Genomic DNA, 18,235 nt, shown 5'->3' on the forward strand with positions numbered 1-18,235 from the left:
CGCACTCACTGCCCGGTCCTCGCCATGCGTCCACTGCTTCCCCTGACCCTGCTCCTGTTGCTCGCTGCCTGTGGGGATGGCGAATCCCTGAGCCCACCCGATGCACGCCTGCCGGACGGCGGCCGCTACCGTGGCCAGGTGGTCGACGGCTTGCTGCAGGGCCAAGGCCGTATCGATTACCCCAATGGCAGCTGGTATGCCGGCGGCTTCAAGGACGGCTTGTGGCACGGTCAGGGGGAATGGCATGGGCAGAACGGCGAAGTCTACCGCGGCCAGTTCGCCGCTGGCCTGTTCGAAGGGCTTGGCGACCTGACCACTCCGGGTAGCCACTATGCGGGTACCTTCCGCCATGGCAGGCGCGATGGCGAAGGCACCCTCAAGCAGACCGGGCAAACCTACCGCGGGCAGTTCAAGGACGACCTCTACGACGGCGCAGGCGAACTGGAGCTGGCCGACGGCAGTCGCTACCGGGGCCTGTTCGCCAAGGGCAAGCCCAACGGCGCCGGCGTGCGCAGCGACGCCAGCGGTAATCAGTTCAGCGGCAGGTTCGTGGATGGCCAATTGCAAGGCACTGGCACCTACGACAGCGTCGAAGGCGAGCAGTACATCGGCGAGTTCAAGGACAACCGCCTCGAAGGCCGCGGGCGCTATGAAAACGCCGAAGGCGACGTGTGGATCGGTCAGTTCAAGGACGGTTCGCTCAGCGGCGAGGGTGAAATGCTGGGCAGCGATGGCAGCCATTACAAAGGCACCTTCCTCGACTGGCGCATGTCGGGCCAGGGCAGCCTGCAACTGGCAGATGGCAGTCAATATGTGGGCCACATGCTCGATGATGCCTACCACGGGCAGGGGCGCCTGACGCTGGCTGACGGCAAGGTACAAGCCGGTATCTGGGCCAATGGCGTTCGGGTCCGCGATGAACACGGCACCTTGCTGCCGGACCCGCTCGACATGGCACTGCTCAATCAAGGGCGCTTGCTGAAGGAAGCCTTGGCCGCCGTGCCCCGGTCCCAGCCGGCGGTCGAGCTGTACAGCCTGGTGGTGGGTGGCGACGGGCAGCAGAGCGTTTTTCTGCGCGAAGCCGATTACGTGAGCAACCTGCTGAAAGTACGCTTTGGTGCCATAGGGCAGGTGACGCTGGTCAACCATCGCGACTTCATGGCGACGCGCCCCATGGCCACGCGGCAGAGCATCACCCGCGCAGCCAGCACCCTGGCCGAGCGCAGCGGCCCGGAAGACCTGCTGTTTATCTACCTCACCAGCCACGGCAGTCAGGACCACCAACTGGTCCTCGATCAACCACGCCTGCAACTGGCCGATATTTCCGCCGACGAGTTGGCCGATGCACTGGCCCCCTTGAAAAATCGTGACAAGGTCATCGTCATTTCCGCGTGTTATTCCGGTGGTTACATCGATGCCCTGAAGGACTCGCGCACACTTCTGATGACAGCAGCCCGAGCCGACCGGGTTTCCTTCGGTTGCTCGGAAGAAGCCGACTTCACCTATTTTGGCGATGCCCTTTTCGCGCAGGCGCTGAACCAGACGGACGATCTGAAACAGGCGTTTGAACTGGCGCGCACCCGCGTTGCCGAACGTGAACGAAACGAAGGCTTCGAAGCGTCCGAGCCGCAGCTGTGGGCACCGCCAAACGTACTGGAGCACTGGCAGCGCCTACGCCGGCATCAAGCCGAAGAGGCCTTGCGCAATACGACACAGGCCGCGGTGGGGGCACAGGCGAAAACGCCGCGCACCCACTAAGCTTGTGTGTAACAAGGGAGAGACATCATGTACTTGACGCCTCAGCATGTCCTGCTTGCCGGAGCGACCGGCCTGACTGGCGAGCACCTGCTCGACCGCCTGCTCAACGAGCCCACCATCACCCGGGTGCTGGCGCCTACACGCCGGCCTTTGGCAGAACATCCACACTTGGAAAACCCCGTGGGCGATCCGGCTGTCTTTTTACCCCAGCTGGAGGGCCGCGTGGACATTGCCTACTGCTGCCTGGGCACGACATTGAAGCAGGCAGGCTCGGAGTCTGCATTCAAGGCCGTGGACCTGGACATGGTGGTGGCCTTCAGCAAGCGGGCCCGTGAGATGGGGGCCAGGCACTTGCTGGTAATCAGTGCCGTGGGTGCCGACCCGACTTCCTCGATCTTCTACAACCGCGTCAAAGGTGAGATGGAAGAAGCCCTCAAAGCCCAGGACTGGCCTCAGCTGACCATCGTCCGCCCGTCGCTGTTGCTCGGGGAACGCACCGAGCCAAGGCTCACTGAAACCCTGGCCGCTCCCTTTTCCAAGCTGATTCCTGGCAAGTACCGGGGCATAGAGGCCTGCACCCTGGCGCGAGCGCTGTGGCGCCTGGCGCTGGAGGAAGAGGACGGTATCCGGATCGTGGAGTCGGACGAGTTGCGCAAGTTGGGGAAAAACTGAGCCGCTGCCTGCTCGCAAGCGGCTAGGTGCAGCACTCAGAAGCCGCCGCTGCCGTGATAGTAGATGCCGGCTGCAGCTGGCAGGGTCAACGGCAGTAACAAGGTATCGAGCAGAAAACTCGCCGGCAGATCGAGGGAGGCGAACCGAGGCGCCTCAACGCCGAAGCGGGCCTGGGGGCAACAGCCACCGCTGATCGCATACCAATCCAGCCGGGTGCCTGCATAGACCACGGGCGCCCCTGGCTTGGTGCCATCCAGGGTGCGTACCGTGGCGCAGCCACCGAGCATCAACACAGCCAACGTCCCGGCCAGCCCTCTTTTCAATCATCCACCCCATAGTGATGTTCACCCCAACGCGGCAGCATGTCCTGAGGGATGTTCAGCAAGTTGAGGATGCGCGCCACCACGAAGTCGACCAGATCGTCGATGGTCTGTGGCTGATGATAGAAGCCAGGCGAGGCTGGTAGCATGACCGCACCCATCTGCGACAGCTTGAGCATATTCTCGAGGTGAATGGTAGAAAACGGCGCCTCACGAGGCACTAGGATCAACTGTCGACGCTCCTTGAGGGTGACATCGGCAGCCCGCTCGATCAGGTTGTTGCACGCACCGGTGGCGATCGCCGACAGCGTGCCGGTGGAACATGGCACCACGACCATGGCCGCCGGTGCGCCGGAACCCGAGGCCACGGGCGACATCCAGTCTTCCTTGCCGTACACCCGAATTTGCCCGTCGGCAGCCCCGGTGTACTCGGTCAGAAACGCCTGCATCGCCTGCGGCTTGGCAGGCAGCAGGACGTCGGTTTCGGTCGCCATGACCAGCTGTGCCGCCTTGGAAATCAGAAAGTGCACCTCCCGATCTTCGCGCACCAGGCAATCGAGCAGGCGCAGGCCGTACTGCGCACCCGACGCCCCGGTCATCGCCAGGGTAATGCGTTGCGGCCCGTTCACTTGAGCGCCTCGGCCAGCTTGCCGTGCAGGCCGCCAAAGCCGCCGTTGCTCATGATCACCACCTGGGTACCGGGTCGCGCCTGGCGCTTGACCTGCTCGATGATCGCCTCGAGGCTGTCGGCCACTACGCTGGGGACTTTGCATTGCGCGGCCGTGGCTGCCAGGTCCCAACCCAGGTTGGCCGGGGCATACCAGATCACCTGGTCAGCATCGTTGACGCTTTCAGGCAGGCCATCGCGGTGCGCGCCCAGTTTCATCGAATTGGAGCGCGGCTCGATGACGGCGATCACCGATGCATCACCCACGCGCTTGCGCAGGCCGTCCAGGGTGGTGGCGATGGCCGTGGGGTGATGGGCGAAATCATCGAAGATGGTCACGCCTTGCACTTCGGCGACCTTTTCCATGCGCCGCTTGACGCTCTTGAACGCACTGAGGCCCTCGATGCCCATCGCCGGTGCCACGCCAACGTGACGAGCGGCCGCCAGGGTCGCCAATGCGTTGGCCACGTTGTGCTGACCGGTCAGGGCCCACTCCACCACGCCTTGCACGTGCCCGTCGAACAGCACCTCGAAACGCGATCCGTCCGGGCTGAGCAGGCGTGCCTGCCACTGACCGCCGTCACCGGTGGTCTGCACGGGCGTCCAGCAGCCCATCTCGATGACCCGGGCCAGCGCGTGTTCGGACGTGGGATGGATCACCAGCCCTTCGCTGGGGATGGTGCGCACCAGGTGATGGAATTGACGCTCGATGGCAGCAAGGTCAGGGAAAATGTCGGCGTGGTCGAATTCCAGGTTGTTCAGGATTGCCGTGCGCGGATGGTAATGCACGAACTTCGAGCGCTTGTCGAAGAAGGCGCTGTCGTACTCGTCCGCTTCGACCACGAAGAACGGCGTATCACCCAGCCGCGCCGATACGGAGAAATTCTGCGGCACCCCACCGATCAGGAACCCAGGGCTCATGCCGGCATGCTCGAGCACCCAGGCCAGCATGCTGCTGGTGGTGGTTTTGCCGTGGGTACCGGCGACTGCCAACACCCAGCGGCCCTGCAGCACATGGTCGGCCAACCACTGCGGGCCCGACACATAAGGCAGGCCCTTGTTGAGCACATGCTCCACCGCCGGGTTGCCACGGGACATGGCGTTGCCAATGACGACCAGATCGGGAGCCGGCTCCAGCTGGGCAGGGTCATATCCCTGAGTCAGCTCGATGCCCTGGGCCTGGAGCTGGGTGCTCATCGGCGGATAGACGTTGGCGTCCGATCCGGTGACGCGGTGGCCAAGTTCCTTGGCCAGCACCGCCAGCGAGCCCATGAAAGTGCCGCAAATACCGAGAATGTGAATGTGCATGGTCGACCTCGCAAAACTTCGAGGCAGGGTAGCCCAGGGCGCGACAAATCGCACCCGCTGTTTCGTTACAAGGGCCGACTGATGCCATGCTTGCGCAGTTTGCGGTACAGCGTGTTACGGCTGATGCCCAGATGCTCAGCTACCCGGGTAAGCTGCCAATGCCGGGCCTCAAGAACGGCCAGCAGCGCATGGCGTTCGGCCGCCTCCAATGTGGTCTTGTTCCCAGGTACCGATGAACCCTCATTCGGCAAGCCCGACATGGCCACGGGCGCGGCGTCTTGCCCACGCGCCGTACGCACCACGGCAGGCAAGTCTGCCAGCGTGACGCGACCCTCGTCGCACAAGGCTGCCAGGGTGCGCAGCACGTTGCGCATCTGCCGCACGTTACCAGGCCAGGGGTAGTCCAGCAGTGCCTGACGCGCCTTGGGTTCGAGCTCGATCAGCTGGCCCTGGGTTTCCTGGCGCAGCAGCACGTCCAGCAACTGCGCTTTGTCGCTGCGCTCGCGCACGGCAGGCAATGCGACTTCGAGCCCATTGAGGCGGTAGTAAAGATCTTCACGGAACGTACCCTGGGCCACTCGTTGCAACAGGTCCCGGTGGGTGGCACTGATGATGCGTACATCCACAGCCTGCGGCTCGCCGCCGATTGGCACCACCTGCCGCTCTTCGAGCACGCGCAGCAGCCGCGTTTGCAGATCCAAGGGCATGTCGCCGATCTCGTCGAGCAGCAAGGTACCGCCGTCGGCCTGCAGCAGCTTGCCGCGCATGCCCTCCTTGCGCGCCCCGGTGAAGCTGCCGGCCCGATAGCCGAACAACTCGCTTTCGATCAGGCTTTCGGGGATGGATGCACAGTTGATGGCCACGAAGGGCTTGTCCCGGCGTTCGCTGGCCTGATGCACGGCCTGGGCGAAGGCTTCCTTGCCGCAGCCCGTCTCTCCACTCAGCAGCAGCGGTACATTGCGCTCGAACACCCGCACACTGCGGCGAAAATCGTGTTGCAGTGCCGGGTCCAGCAGGCAGACCTGCGCAGGCTGCCGCACGACGCGGCGCGCATGCCCGGCGGGCACGGTCCAGACCGGCGTACGTGCCTGGCCACGCAGGCTGGCGAACACCTGCCGCCCGTCCAGGGTCAGCAGCGGCCAGGCTGCGCTGCCATCGGGCATGGCACGGCTGAACAGCTCGTCATGGGTGCAGGCGAAAAACTGCTCCAGGGTCTGCCCTTCCACGCCGGCGCGCACGCGGCCCAGCAGGTTCAGCGCACTCTGGTTGGCCGCGCAGATACGGCCATCGCCGTCGACTGCCAGCAGCCCCTCGCTGAACAGCCCGACCGACTCGGCCTGCAGGTGAAAACGCAGCAGCCAGTGGTGTTCGAACTGGCGCATGAAATAGCAGCTTTCGATCATCTTGGCCGACAGGGTCACCATGGCCATGGTGTGGAATTCGCTTTGGCGCGAGACGTCGGGCCGCGCTGAAGACACATCCAGCACGGCCAGCAAGTGCCCGTGAGGGTCGAACACCGGGCTGGCCGAACAGGTCAGCCCCGTATGCCGCCCACGAAAGTGTTCGTGCTGGTGAATGGTCAACGCCTGGCGTTCGACCAGGCAGGTGCCGATGCCGTTGGTGCCCTCTCGCGCCTCGCTCCAGTCAGCGCCCAGCCACAGCCCGGCCTGCTCGAAGCTGCGCCGCTCGGTAGGAGCGGTGACGCAATTGAGGATCACACCACGGGCATCGGTGAGCAGCACCGCATGGCCGGCACCGGAAAGCTGCTGGTGCAGGCTGTTCATTTCCTGATCGGCGATTTGCAGCACCTGGCGCATGCGTTCGCGGCTTTCCAGCAGGCGGCCATGCTCGAGGACCACCGGGGCTTCGGCCAGCGCGGGATCCAGATGATAGTCCTCCAGGCAGCGCAGCCAGGAGCGGGCAATGGACGGGTCGCTGCCGCCTTCGACACCGCCGCCATGGGCGACCGTATGCACTTGCCTGGCATGCCGGGTAAATGGATTGCTCTGCATTATTGTGGTTCTCCGCAGATAGAGGCTAAAGCCAGCATCCTCCACAGCAGGCCGGTTTGCAATGCACCCGCCACAAGGCGTGTCATCGGCGGTACACAGTGTCACCCAAGCCTGTATCGAACACGGCACATCGCGGGTGGCCAGTGGGCGCTGTGCGGCGCCAACTGCTTGATTTCATTGAAGCGCAAAACGATGGCCCAACCTTTGCTCTACGCTTTGCACTCCACACAAACACAATAGCCAGGAGACACACCATGCGTTATGCACATCCCGGTACCGAAGGCGCGAAGGTTTCCTTCAAAAGCCGCTACGGCAACTACATCGGTGGTGAGTTCGTTCCTCCGGTAAAGGGTGAGTACTTCACCAACACATCGCCCGTGGACGGGCAGCCGATTGCCGAATTCCCCCGTTCCACCGCCGAAGACATCGACAAGGCCCTGGACGCTGCCCACGCCGCTGTCGATGCCTGGGGCCGCACGTCCGTCCAGGACCGCTCCAACGTGTTGCTGCGCATCGCCGACCGTATCGAGCAGAACCTCGAAGTGCTGGCCATCACCGAAACCTGGGACAACGGCAAACCCGTGCGGGAAACCCTCAATGCCGACATCCCGCTGGCCGTCGACCACTTCCGCTACTTCGCCGGATGCATCCGCGCCCAGGAAGGCGGCGCTGCGGAAATCAACGAAAGCACCGTGGCCTACCATATCCATGAGCCGCTGGGGGTGGTCGGTCAGATCATCCCGTGGAACTTCCCGATCCTGATGGCCGCCTGGAAACTCGCGCCGGCGCTGGCAGCAGGCAACTGCGTGGTGCTCAAGCCCGCCGAACAGACGCCACTGGGCATTACCGTGCTGGTGGAGCTGATCGGCGACCTGCTGCCCAAGGGCGTGCTGAACGTGGTGCAAGGCTATGGCCGTGAAGCGGGCGAGGCGCTGGCCACCAGCAAGCGCATCGCCAAGATTGCCTTCACAGGCTCCACGCCCGTGGGCTCGCACATCATGAAGTGCGCGGCCGAGAACATCATCCCGTCGACGGTGGAACTGGGCGGTAAATCGCCGAACGTGTACTTCGAAGACATCATGCAGGCCGAACCGAGCTTCATCGACAAGGCTGCCGAAGGCATGGTCCTGGCATTTTTCAACCAGGGCGAGGTGTGCACCTGCCCATCCCGAGCCCTGGTCCAGGAGTCGATCTACCCGCAGTTCATGGAAGTGGTGATGAAGAAGGTGCTGCAGATCAAGCGCGGCGACCCGCTGGACACCGACACCATGGTCGGTGCACAGGCCTCGCAACAGCAGTTCGAGAAGATCTTGTCTTACCTCGAGATCGCCCAGCAGGAAGGCGCCGAGCTGCTGACCGGGGGCAAGGTCGAGAAACTCGAAGGCGCGCTGGCCACCGGTTACTACATCCAGCCGACCCTGCTCAAGGGCAACAACAAGATGCGCGTGTTCCAGGAGGAAATCTTCGGCCCGGTGGTGAGCGTCACCACCTTCAAGGACGAGGCCGAAGCCCTGGCCATTGCCAACGATACCGAGTTCGGCCTGGGCGCCGGGGTCTGGACCCGCGACATCAACCGTGCCTACCGCATGGGCCGCGGCATCAAGGCCGGGCGTGTGTGGACCAACTGCTACCACCTGTATCCGGCGCATGCGGCCTTCGGGGGTTACAAAAAGTCCGGTGTTGGCCGTGAGACCCACAAGATGATGCTCGATCACTACCAGCAGACCAAGAACCTGCTGGTGAGCTACGACATTAACCCACTGGGCTTCTTCTAAGCCCTGCGCCGGTCTTTCCACCGGTTACGGTGCAAAGGCCGGCGTTGACTGGCCCTCTGTTCAGGGCGGTTGTCATGCACCAACCGCTCTGGCTCGCTTCCTGCAGTACAGATCACCATCGGCCCGAACCCCTTCCGGCCACCAAGAAAAAGAACAGGTGAAACCATGCCAAGCGAACAACCAGCCGGTAGCCCGGCAGGCTCTTCCGTAGATTTCGAGAAAGTCGGTTCCGACTATTTCCAACAGCGTGAACTCAAGAAAGGCGCCGCCGGCTGGGTGCTTCTGGTCGGCCTAGGCGTTGCCTACGTCATCTCCGGCGACTACGCCGGCTGGAACTTCGGCCTGGCCCAGGGCGGCTGGGGCGGCATGTTCCTCGCAACCCTGCTGATGGCCACCATGTACCTGTGCATGTGCTTCTCCCTGGCCGAACTGTCGTCGATGATCCCTACTGCCGGCGGTGGCTACGGGTTCGCCCGCAGCGCCTTCGGGCCCTGGGGCGGGTTCCTGACCGGCACCGCCATCCTGATCGAGTACGCCATCGCGCCGGCGGCCATTGCCACCTTCATCGGCGCCTATTGCCAGTCGTTGTTCGGCATCGGCGGCTGGATGATCTACCTGGCGTTCTACGTGGTGTTCATCGGCATCCACATCTTTGGCGTGGGCGAGGCGCTCAAGCTGATGTTCATCATCACCGCCATCGCCGCCGTTGCACTGGCCGTGTTCCTAGTGGCCATGGTGCCCCATTTTGATGCAGCCAACCTGTTCGACATCGCCGTCACCGATGCCGCAGGGGCCAGCAGCTTCCTGCCGTTTGGCTATGTAGGCGTGTGGGCAGCCATTCCCTACGCGATCTGGTTCTTCCTGGCGGTCGAGGGCGTGCCACTGGCTGCCGAAGAAACCAAGAACCCCAAGCGCGACCTGCCACGCGGCCTGATTGGCGCGATGCTGGTGCTGGTGGCGTTCGCCCTGCTGATCCTGATCGTCGGCCCCGGCGGCGCAGGCTCCGAAGCACTCAAGGCCTCCGGCAATCCGCTGGTCGAGGCGCTGGCCAAGGCTTACGGCGGTTCCACCTGGATGGGCAGCTTCGTCAACCTGGTGGGCCTGGCAGGCCTGATCGCCAGCTTCTTCTCGATCATCTATGCCTACTCGCGCCAGATCTTCGCGCTGTCGCGAGCCGGTTACCTGCCGCGCAAACTGTCCGAGACCAACAAGAGCAAGGCACCGGTCATGGCGTTGGTGATCCCAGGCATCATCGGTTTTGCCCTGTCGCTGACAGGTCAAGGCGACTTGCTCATCCTGGTTGCCGTGTTCGGGGCTACCTTGTCTTATGTACTGATGATGGCGGCGCACATCACCTTGCGCATCCGTCGCCCGAAAATGGAGCGCCCTTACCGCACCCCAGGCGGCATCTTCACCTCGGGCCTGGCCCTGGTGCTGGCCTGCATCGCCGTGGTCGCCGGCTTCCTGGTCGACCCGCGCGTGGTGATTGGCGCTGCCGTGATCTATGCGGTGCTGATTGCGTACTTTGCGTTCTACAGCCGTCACCACTTGGTAGCGGGCACGCCAGAAGAGGAATTCGCCGCGATCCAGAAGGCCGAAGAGGCCTTGCACTGATCGACGACACTCGCCGCGGGGCGCCCCGCGGCTTTGGAGAATCTGCATGGCAAGTTTCGTACACACCGTAGGCAACCTGGTCTATCGCTTCGACAGCCTCAGGGAAGTGATGGCCAAGGCCAGCCCGGCACGCTCCGGCGACTACCTCGCCGAGGTCGCGGCTTCAAGCGATGGCGAGCGTGTGGCTGCGCAAATGGCATTGGCCAACATTCCGCTCTCGCATTTTCTGAGCGAAGCGCTGATCCCCTACGAAGACGACGAAGTCACCCGCTTGATCATCGATACTCACGATGCACAGGCGTTCGCACCGGTCAGCCACCTGACCGTGGGCGGCTTGCGTGACTGGCTGTTGAGCGAGCAGGCCGACGAAAACAGCCTGCGCGCATTGGCGCCGGGCCTGACGCCGGAAATGGCCGCCGCCGTATCGAAGATCATGCGCGTCCAGGACCTGGTGCTGGTGGCCCAGAAGATCCGTGTCGTCACCCAGTTTCGCGGCACCATGGGCCTGCGCGGGCGCTTGTCGACGCGACTGCAGCCCAACCACCCTACCGACGAACCGGCCGGTATCGCGGCGAGCATTCTCGACGGCCTGCTGTACGGCAATGGCGATGCCATGATCGGCATCAACCCGGCCACGGACAGCACCGCCTCCATCTGCGCGCTGCTGGAAATGCTCGATGCCATCATCCAGCGCTACGACATTCCGACCCAGTCCTGCGTGCTCACCCATGTCACCACCTCGATCGAGGCGGTCAACCGGGGCGTGCCACTGGACCTGGTCTTCCAGTCCATCGCCGGCACCGAGGCGGCCAATGCAGGGTTTGGCATCAACCTGAACGTGTTGCAGGAAGGGTATGAAGCAGGGCTGTCGCTCAAGCGCGGTACTCTGGGGCAGAACCTGATGTATTTCGAAACCGGCCAAGGCAGTGCGCTGTCGGCCAATGCCCACCATGGTGTCGACCAGCAGACGTGCGAAACCCGCGCCTATGCCGTCGCCCGCCACTTCAAGCCGTTTCTGGTCAATACCGTGGTCGGTTTCATTGGCCCGGAGTACCTCTACAACGGCAAGCAGATCATTCGCGCGGGCCTTGAAGACCACTTCTGCGGCAAGTTGCTGGGCGTGCCGATGGGCTGCGACATCTGCTACACCAACCACGCCGAAGCCGATCAGGACGACATGGACACGCTGCTGACGCTGCTGGGGGTCGCCGGGATCAACTTCATCATGGGCATTCCCGGCTCGGATGACATCATGCTCAACTACCAGACCACGTCGTTCCATGACGCCCTGTATGCCCGCCAAACCCTGGGCCTCAAGCCTGGGCCTGAGTTCGAAGCATGGCTGGCACGGACCGGCATCTTCACCCAGGCCGACGGCCGGATACGCTTTGGTGACAACCTGCCGCCAGCCTTCCGGCAGGCCTTGGCACAGCTTGCATAGGAATCGCCGATCATGGACAACCGCACCCCCACCCCCGAAAACCCTTGGCTGGCCCTGCGCAACCTCACCCCCGCGCGTATCGCCTTGGGGCGCGTGGGCACCAGCCTTCCGACCAGTGCGCAACTGGATTTCCAGTTCGCCCATGCCCAGGCTCGGGACGCCGTGCACCTTCCATTCGACGTGGCTGAGCTGACCGCACAGCTCGATCAACGCGGGCGCGACAGCCTCGTGTTGCACAGCGCCGCAAGCGACCGTCATCAATACCTGCAGCGGCCCGACCTGGGCCGGCGCCTGAACGAGGATTCGGTCGCCACCTTGCGCCAGCATGCCCAGGCCAACCCCGGCGGGGTCGACTTGGCAATCGTGGTTGCCGACGGGCTGTCTGCCTTGGCGGTACACCGTCATACACTCCCGTTTCTGACGCGCCTTGAGGAGCAGGTCAATGCCGAAGGCTGGACCTGCGCGCCCATCTCCTTGGTTCAGCAAGGACGCGTGGCGGTGGCAGACGAGGTCGGCGAGCTGCTCGGGGCTCGCATGACCGTGATGCTGATCGGTGAGCGGCCAGGGCTCAGTTCACCGGACAGCCTGGGGCTTTACTTCACCTACGCCCCGAGGGTCGGGCTGACCGATGCCTACCGCAACTGCATTTCCAATGTTCGCCTGGAGGGGTTGAGCTACGGCATGGCCGCGCATCGGCTGCTGTACCTGATGCGTGAAGCCTGTCGGCGCCAGCTGTCAGGCGTGAACCTCAAGGATGAGGCTGAAGTTCACAGCCTGGAAAGTGACGAACTGGCCAGCCAGAAAGGTAATTTTCTGCTGGGCAAGGGCTGAGCACCTGCGCAGGAGGATGGCGGTGCCCCCGCTGCCCTGCTGCGCGCTACAGACGGGCGACTGAACACGCTCGTCGAAGCCTCCGTGCGTCGAACGTGGACGATGAACGATGCCCATGGCCTCAGTGTCTGTCTGCCTTACTACAACGCGGCTCACGCCTTCCTACTGCCGTAATCCCTCGCTACAAACTGTGCGGGCGTGATCCTCACTTCGCCGTATAATGGCCCACTTGTCATGTGTGAAATTTCACTCCTCCAGGTAACCGAGCCTTCGACCCAGACCACAGGTGCTGTACATGGATTTCAACCCGCTGGACCTCATCCTGCATCTCGATGCGTACCTTGATCTGTTGGTCACCAATTACGGGCCCTGGATCTATGCCATTTTGTTTGCTGTCATATTTTGCGAAACCGGCCTGGTGGTGATGCCCTTCCTGCCAGGCGATTCCTTGCTGTTCATCGCCGGTGCAGTCGCTGCCGGCGGCGGCATGGACCCTGTCCTGCTGGCCGGGTTGCTCATGATCGCTGCCATCCTGGGCGACAGCACCAACTACGTGATCGGGCGAACGGCCGGCGAGCGCCTGTTCAGCAACCCGAACTCGAAGATTTTCCGCCGCGACTACCTGCAGCGCACTCACGACTTCTACGAGCGTCACGGCGGCAAGACGGTCACCATGGCGCGTTTTCTGCCCATCCTGCGCACGTTCGCGCCGTTCGTGGCCGGTATTGCCCGCATGCACTACCCGCGCTTTCTCGGTTTCAGCATTGCCGGTACGTTGCTCTGGGTAGGTGGCCTGGTCACGCTGGGGTACTTCTTCGGCAACGTGCCGTTCATCAAGCAGCACCTGTCGCTGATGGTAGTGGGCATCATCCTGCTGTCGCTGGTCCCGATGATTCTCGGCCTGCTGCGCACCCGCCTGGGCCGCACGGCCAAAGCGCACTGAGGCGCTTGAGCGGGCATGTGGTCGTTCAGCGCCTGGCGGCGCAAGCGCACGTTGGCGCGCTTCCCGATCAGCGTCCAGCAGTGGCAAGCCGTGCGCGAGCGCTTGCCCATACTGGACGGTATCGACGAGGCCGAAGACCAATGGTTGCGCGAGGCCAGCATCCTGTTCCTGAACGAAAAGCACCTGACGTGCCTGCCAGGCGTCGAGCTCGACGATGAGCAACGCCTGGTACTGGCAGCGCAAGCTCAACTGCCGTTACTCCACCTGGGCGACCTGAACTGGTACCAGGGCTTTCACGAAATCATCCTCTACCCCGACGACTTCAAAAGCCCGCAGCGCCACCGGGACGCCAGCGGCGTGGAGCACGCCTGGGACGGCGAACACAGTGGCGAGGCCTGGCAGCAGGGCCCGATCATCCTGGCCTGCAATGGCGTATTCGGCAGCGGCGGCTGGGAAGCCTACAACCTGGTCATCCATGAGCTGGCGCACAAGCTGGACATGCTCAATGGCGATGCCAATGGCCTGCCTCCCCTGCACAGCGACATGCCTGTGCAACGCTGGGCGAATGCCATGCAACACGCCTTCGACGACCTCAACCGGCAACTCGATCGGGACCCGGAAGCCGACACGCCGATCGACCCTTATGCCGCCGAAAACCCCGCCGAGTTCTTCGCCGTAACCAGCGAGTACTTCTTCAGCGCCCCCGACCTGCTGCACCAGGCCTACCCCGAGGTCTACCAGCAACTGTCGCTGTTCTACCGGCAGAACCCGCTTGCACGCCTGACCCGGTTGCAAAGCGAGCATCCCGACTATCGCCATCCCCCCGCCTAGCGCCCGGTTCATTGGGCCAGACGTGGCATGCCCCGTCGGAATATGCCTATAATCGCCGCCACTTTTTTGGTCAAACACGGGGGCACTGCCCAATGAGCTACAGCAAGATTCCGGCGGGCAAAGACCTGCCGAACGACATCTACGTCGCCATCGAGATCCCGGCCAACCACGCGCCGATCAAATACGAGATCGACAAGGACAGCGACACGCTGTTCGTCGACCGTTTCATGGCCACCCCTATGTTCTACCCGGCCAACTACGGCTTCATCCCCAACACCCTGGCTGACGACGGTGATCCGCTGGACGTGCTGGTGGTTACCCCTTACCCAGTGGCCCCAGGTTCGGTCATCCGCGCCCGCCCGGTGGGTGTCTTGAACATGACCGACGATGGCGGCGGCGACGCCAAGGTCATCGCGGTCCCCCACGACAAGCTGTCGCAGCTGTACGTGGACGTGAAGGAGTACACCGACCTGCCTGCCCTGCTGATCCAGCAGATCGAGCATTTCTTTGCCAACTACAAAGATCTCGAGAAAGGCAAGTGGGTCAAGATCGAAGGCTGGGACGGCGCTGACGCCGCCCGCGCTGCGATCACCAAATCGGTCGAAGCCTACAAAGGCTAATCCTGATTGCACGAAAAACCCGCTTCGGCGGGTTTTTTTTGGCGCGCAATACGCTTCACAGCCAATCGCGGCGCAAGCGTCCTACAACGTCCTACACCCGCGTCTGACTGCCCTACGTTTCCCCTTTGCCCATCAACATCTTGTTCATACCCTTGGTGGCACCGTGCCGCTAAACTTTCCCCATGAACACATCTGGTGAACGTTTAAGAGCCCTTCTTCAGGAATGCGGACTGACCCCTGCCGACTTCGCCGCACAGCGCGGCGTGACGCCTCAGCACGTCAACAACTGGTTCAATCGCGGGGTACCGCTGGCTCGCCTGGACGAGCTTGCCGACCTGTTCTGCGTGCACCGTCGCTGGCTGCGCACGGGTGAAGGCGCCAAGCATCCCAATGCCATCCTGCGCACCTGTCCGCCACGCCCTGTGCCGATAGATGCTCCCATTCCGCGTGCGGTTCATCGCGGGCGCGTAGTGCACGTGCCGTTCCACGAGGTGCGCAATGGCCTGCTGTGCAAGGTGTCGGGGCGTGCCTTGCGCCTGCCGGCCAACGCCCTGCGAATGCTGGGTGTCAAACACGACACGTCCATCTGCATGGCCATGCCAGGCGGCAACATGGCCCCCTTGATCCCCGTCGAAGCGACCCTGGCCATCGACATGAGCATGACCCAGATCGTGGAGGGCGAAACCTATGCCCTGCTGATCAATGGTGCGTTGCGCGTGCACAACCTGACCATGGGTGAGCACGGCACGCTTTACCTACACAGCCATGACCGGCACAACTATGCCGTCGAGCGCTTGACCCCCAGCCAGCGCCAGGCGCAAGGGCTAGAGATCCTGGGATGGGTCTATCACTGGTCCCATTTTCGACGGCAGCGGCCTGGCTGAAACACCCTGTGCCATTTTTTGCTGGGCATCAGGTGCATGCCCTTGTATGCTACGCGCACATCAGCCCCGACCGGCCCAAGCCGCAGTCCAGAGGGCTCGGCGATACCCCATACGGGCATCAGCCATCTCTTTCAGGCCTCTTTTGGTCACACCGTTAAGGCGATTGCGGCTTACCATAAATTAGTCGGAAGCGTCCCCGAGAAGCCGGCCACAAGCCGGCTTTTTAATGCCTGTTTTTCAGCCAGGAAAATGCGGCGAGACGCTCAGGCGGCGCCGCATTACCCGTCGGTACACGCCTCTAGAAATCGTAACGCGCACCCACCAGCACGCTGCGCGACGGGCCGTAGAAGTTGAACGTGGAAGTCGAACCCACCCGCGACAGGTAATCGCGATCGAACAGGTTGTTGACGTTGACGGTGGCCGTCAGCTTGGAGGTCACCGGGTAGGAAAGCATGGCGTCCACGGTGGCATAACCCGGCGCGTCGATGCGTACCCCGCCGTTTTCCGAGTGGAAATTGCTCATTGCCGAAACGCCGCCACCGATGGCCAGCCCGGTGAGCGCGCCACGGCTGATGGTGTATTTGCTCCACAGCGACGCCTGGTGGCGCGGCATGATGAAGAACGTGGTTTCGGCATCGCCCTTCACGGTTTCGGTGTCCATCCAGGTGTAGCCGCCTAGCAGCTCCCAGTTATCGGTCAGCTTGCCGCTGACTTCCACTTCCGCGCCCTTGACCCGTGTCTTGCCCGCAGCCACCGAGTCATTGGTCGCAACGCCTTCGCTGTCGTAACGGGTGGTGGCGCGGTTTTCGTCGGTCAGGCGAAACGCCGACAGGCGCGTGTTGAGCGCGCCACCAAAGTAGCTGCTCTTGATGCCCACTTCGTACTGCTCGCCTTCGCGTGGCTTGAGTACCCGGCCGTCGCCATCGGTTGCCGATTGCGGCTTGAACACCTGGGAATAGCTGGCATACAGCGCATGGTTTTCGGAAAGGTCATAGACTGCCCCCGCATAGGGTGTGAAATGACCATCGACCTGCTTGCTGTCGTCCGCAGTGACACCGCTCTTGAGGGTCGTGGTGTAGAAATCGCCGCGGTACCAACTGAACCTCCCGCCGGCAATCAACGCCAGGCGCTCGACCGGGCGGAAGGTCACCTTGGAATACAAGCCGTACTCCTCTTCCTGCATGCCCGTCTCGGTCGTGTAGTTCGCAGCTGGTTTAGCGAACTGCTTGGGCGAGTAGGTGTTGACGTTGATGTTGCCCAGCGTCGTGGCCCCGTTCAGGTACTCGGTATCGTAGTTCTTGTAATCGCTGCCGACGACGAACTCGCTGACCTGGCCAAAGGTTTCGAAGGGCTGGCTGTAGCTGGCATCGACCGCGTAGGTGTCCTGGGTGAAATCACGTGCACTGGCGCGTTCGGAGTTTTTGCCCGTGGTAGGGTTCGTGGCCGTGAAGGCGTAGAGATAGTTGGTATCGCGGTGCGACCCGCGGGCAGCAATGCGGCCATAACCACCGTTGTTGAATCGATGAGTCAGCTCAGCGACCAGATCGGTGGTCTTGCCGTCGAACGCGTTCCAGTCTGCGCCCAGAAAGCGGGAATGGCTGAAGTCAGGGACCTTGCCGTCCAACGTTGCCGGGTAGCCGTTGTGCGGCGTGATGTTCTTGACCTCGTGGATCAGGCCGAACGACAAGGTGGTGGCCTCGTCCAGGTCGACATCGAGCGCGCCGTAGTAGCTGTTGCTGGTGTTGGCGTTGTAGTCGACTTCGCCATTGGTGTCGTCGCGCGAGGCGATGAAGCGACCGCGCACCCGTCCGTTTTCGTCCAGCGGCCCGCTCAGGTCCAGTTCCTGGTGATTGGTATCCCAGGTGCCGTAGTAACCCTCGACATGTCCCTGAAAGTCCGCCGTCGGCCGCTTGCGCACCATATTGACGATACCGCCCAGTTCGCTGGTGCTGCTGAATAGTCCGGCCGGGCCACGCATGATCTCGACACGGTCGAAGGCCACAAGCGATGGCACGGTCCCGAAGATGCTCGCCATCGGTGCTGGCAGGCCGTCGATGTTGAATTCGCTGTACTCATAGCCACGGGCGTAGATCGACGACCGACCACTGTCGTTGGTCAGGGTACGCAAGCCGGCCGTGTACTTGGCCAGGTCATCGAGGTGGACAAACTGCCGATCCTTGACGTAATCCTGGGTATAGACGGTGATCGACTGCGGGATGTCCTTCAAGGCGGCTGGCGTCTTGGTGCCCACGGTGGCGGCGTCCACGCTGTACCCGCCAGTGGTTTCGGAGGGCAGCATGTCGTATAGCCGATTGCCTTCGATGGTCAATGCAGGCAGGTCGAGGGGGTCATCGGCATTGACCACCACGGCTACGTCTTGCGCCAATGCCGAAAGTGAAAACGGCGCCACCAGCCCTGCCACCAGCCATCCCCGCACGCGCCGCGCGCGCCCTGCCCCACTGAAAACATTCATGCCGCACCCTTCGCCCATATGATAGTAATTCGCAAACGAAACATATTGCTTTTTGCGAACGATACCGGAGCAGGTACAGGGCATGC

The 18,235-nt window shown here is 62.8% G+C and carries 15 protein-coding genes; 10 read left to right on the forward strand and 5 right to left on the reverse strand.

Translation table 11 applies throughout. The features are described from left to right. Positions 1-24: 24 nt before the first annotated feature. A complete protein-coding gene (locus tag NMB38_RS19070; protein WP_059183609.1) occupies positions 25-1,758 on the forward strand; it encodes a C13 family peptidase in 1,734 nt (577 codons plus the stop codon). 27 nt (positions 1,759-1,785) lie between these two features. After that, positions 1,786-2,430, forward strand: coding sequence for an oxidoreductase (locus tag NMB38_RS19075; RefSeq protein WP_023534952.1), 645 nt, complete (start codon positions 1,786-1,788; stop codon positions 2,428-2,430). A gap of 35 nt (positions 2,431-2,465) precedes the next feature. Here NMB38_RS19075 and NMB38_RS19080 read toward each other — a convergent pair whose 3' ends face one another. The 4 genes from NMB38_RS19080 to NMB38_RS19095 form a co-directional block, all read right to left on the reverse strand. Beyond that, a complete protein-coding gene (locus tag NMB38_RS19080; RefSeq protein ID WP_027915153.1) occupies positions 2,466-2,753 on the reverse strand; it encodes a YceK/YidQ family lipoprotein in 288 nt (95 codons plus the stop codon). Further along, positions 2,750-3,379 carry a flavin prenyltransferase UbiX gene (gene ubiX, locus NMB38_RS19085; protein WP_027915152.1) on the reverse strand — a complete coding sequence of 210 codons (630 nt, stop codon included), beginning with the start codon at positions 3,377-3,379 and terminating at the stop codon, positions 2,750-2,752. Before ubiX ends, NMB38_RS19080 begins: the two co-directional genes overlap by 4 nt. Next, positions 3,376-4,725 (reverse strand): UDP-N-acetylmuramate:L-alanyl-gamma-D-glutamyl-meso-diaminopimelate ligase, encoded by a 1,350-nt coding sequence (mpl, locus tag NMB38_RS19090; RefSeq protein WP_059183607.1) that lies wholly within the window; start codon positions 4,723-4,725, stop codon positions 3,376-3,378. The genes ubiX and mpl overlap by 4 nt, the downstream gene beginning before the upstream one ends. A 65-nt stretch (positions 4,726-4,790) precedes the next feature. Beyond that, positions 4,791-6,737, reverse strand: coding sequence for a sigma-54-dependent Fis family transcriptional regulator (locus NMB38_RS19095; RefSeq protein ID WP_049695379.1), 1,947 nt, complete (start codon positions 6,735-6,737; stop codon positions 4,791-4,793). Positions 6,738-6,991: 254 nt separating this feature from the next. On the opposite strand from NMB38_RS19095, the gene exaC reads away from it, so the two are divergent. From exaC to NMB38_RS19135, 8 genes are all read left to right on the forward strand, one after another. Then, entirely contained in the window at positions 6,992-8,512 is a 1,521-nt protein-coding gene (gene exaC, locus NMB38_RS19100; RefSeq protein WP_140174986.1) for an acetaldehyde dehydrogenase ExaC, read from the forward strand. 165 nt (positions 8,513-8,677) lie between these two features. Continuing rightward, positions 8,678-10,126, forward strand: a complete 1,449-nt coding sequence (gene eat, locus NMB38_RS19105; protein ID WP_027915148.1) for an ethanolamine permease — start codon at positions 8,678-8,680, stop codon at positions 10,124-10,126. 46 nt (positions 10,127-10,172) lie between these two features. Beyond that, positions 10,173-11,567: an ethanolamine ammonia-lyase subunit EutB gene (locus tag NMB38_RS19110; RefSeq protein ID WP_027915147.1), complete on the forward strand. Its 1,395-nt coding sequence runs from the start codon at positions 10,173-10,175 to the stop codon at positions 11,565-11,567. Positions 11,568-11,579: 12 nt separating this feature from the next. Continuing rightward, positions 11,580-12,398 (forward strand): ethanolamine ammonia-lyase subunit EutC, encoded by an 819-nt coding sequence (gene eutC / locus NMB38_RS19115; RefSeq protein WP_027915146.1) that lies wholly within the window; start codon positions 11,580-11,582, stop codon positions 12,396-12,398. 295 nt (positions 12,399-12,693) lie between these two features. Next, positions 12,694-13,341, forward strand: coding sequence for a DedA family protein (locus NMB38_RS19120; protein WP_023535016.1), 648 nt, complete (start codon positions 12,694-12,696; stop codon positions 13,339-13,341). Positions 13,342-13,356: 15 nt separating this feature from the next. Further along, entirely contained in the window at positions 13,357-14,172 is an 816-nt protein-coding gene (locus NMB38_RS19125; RefSeq protein WP_049695376.1) for a M90 family metallopeptidase, read from the forward strand. A gap of 92 nt (positions 14,173-14,264) precedes the next feature. Next, positions 14,265-14,792, forward strand: coding sequence for an inorganic diphosphatase (gene ppa, locus NMB38_RS19130; RefSeq protein WP_023534987.1), 528 nt, complete (start codon positions 14,265-14,267; stop codon positions 14,790-14,792). Between the two features lie 182 nt (positions 14,793-14,974). Beyond that, positions 14,975-15,676, forward strand: a complete 702-nt coding sequence (locus tag NMB38_RS19135; RefSeq protein ID WP_027915144.1) for a LexA family transcriptional regulator — start codon at positions 14,975-14,977, stop codon at positions 15,674-15,676. Positions 15,677-15,974: 298 nt separating this feature from the next. Here NMB38_RS19135 and NMB38_RS19140 read toward each other — a convergent pair whose 3' ends face one another. Continuing rightward, positions 15,975-18,149 (reverse strand): TonB-dependent siderophore receptor, encoded by a 2,175-nt coding sequence (locus NMB38_RS19140; protein ID WP_049695398.1) that lies wholly within the window; start codon positions 18,147-18,149, stop codon positions 15,975-15,977. Positions 18,150-18,235 lie beyond the last annotated feature (86 nt).

This window comes from Pseudomonas sp. FBCC-B35 (assembly GCF_059133755.1).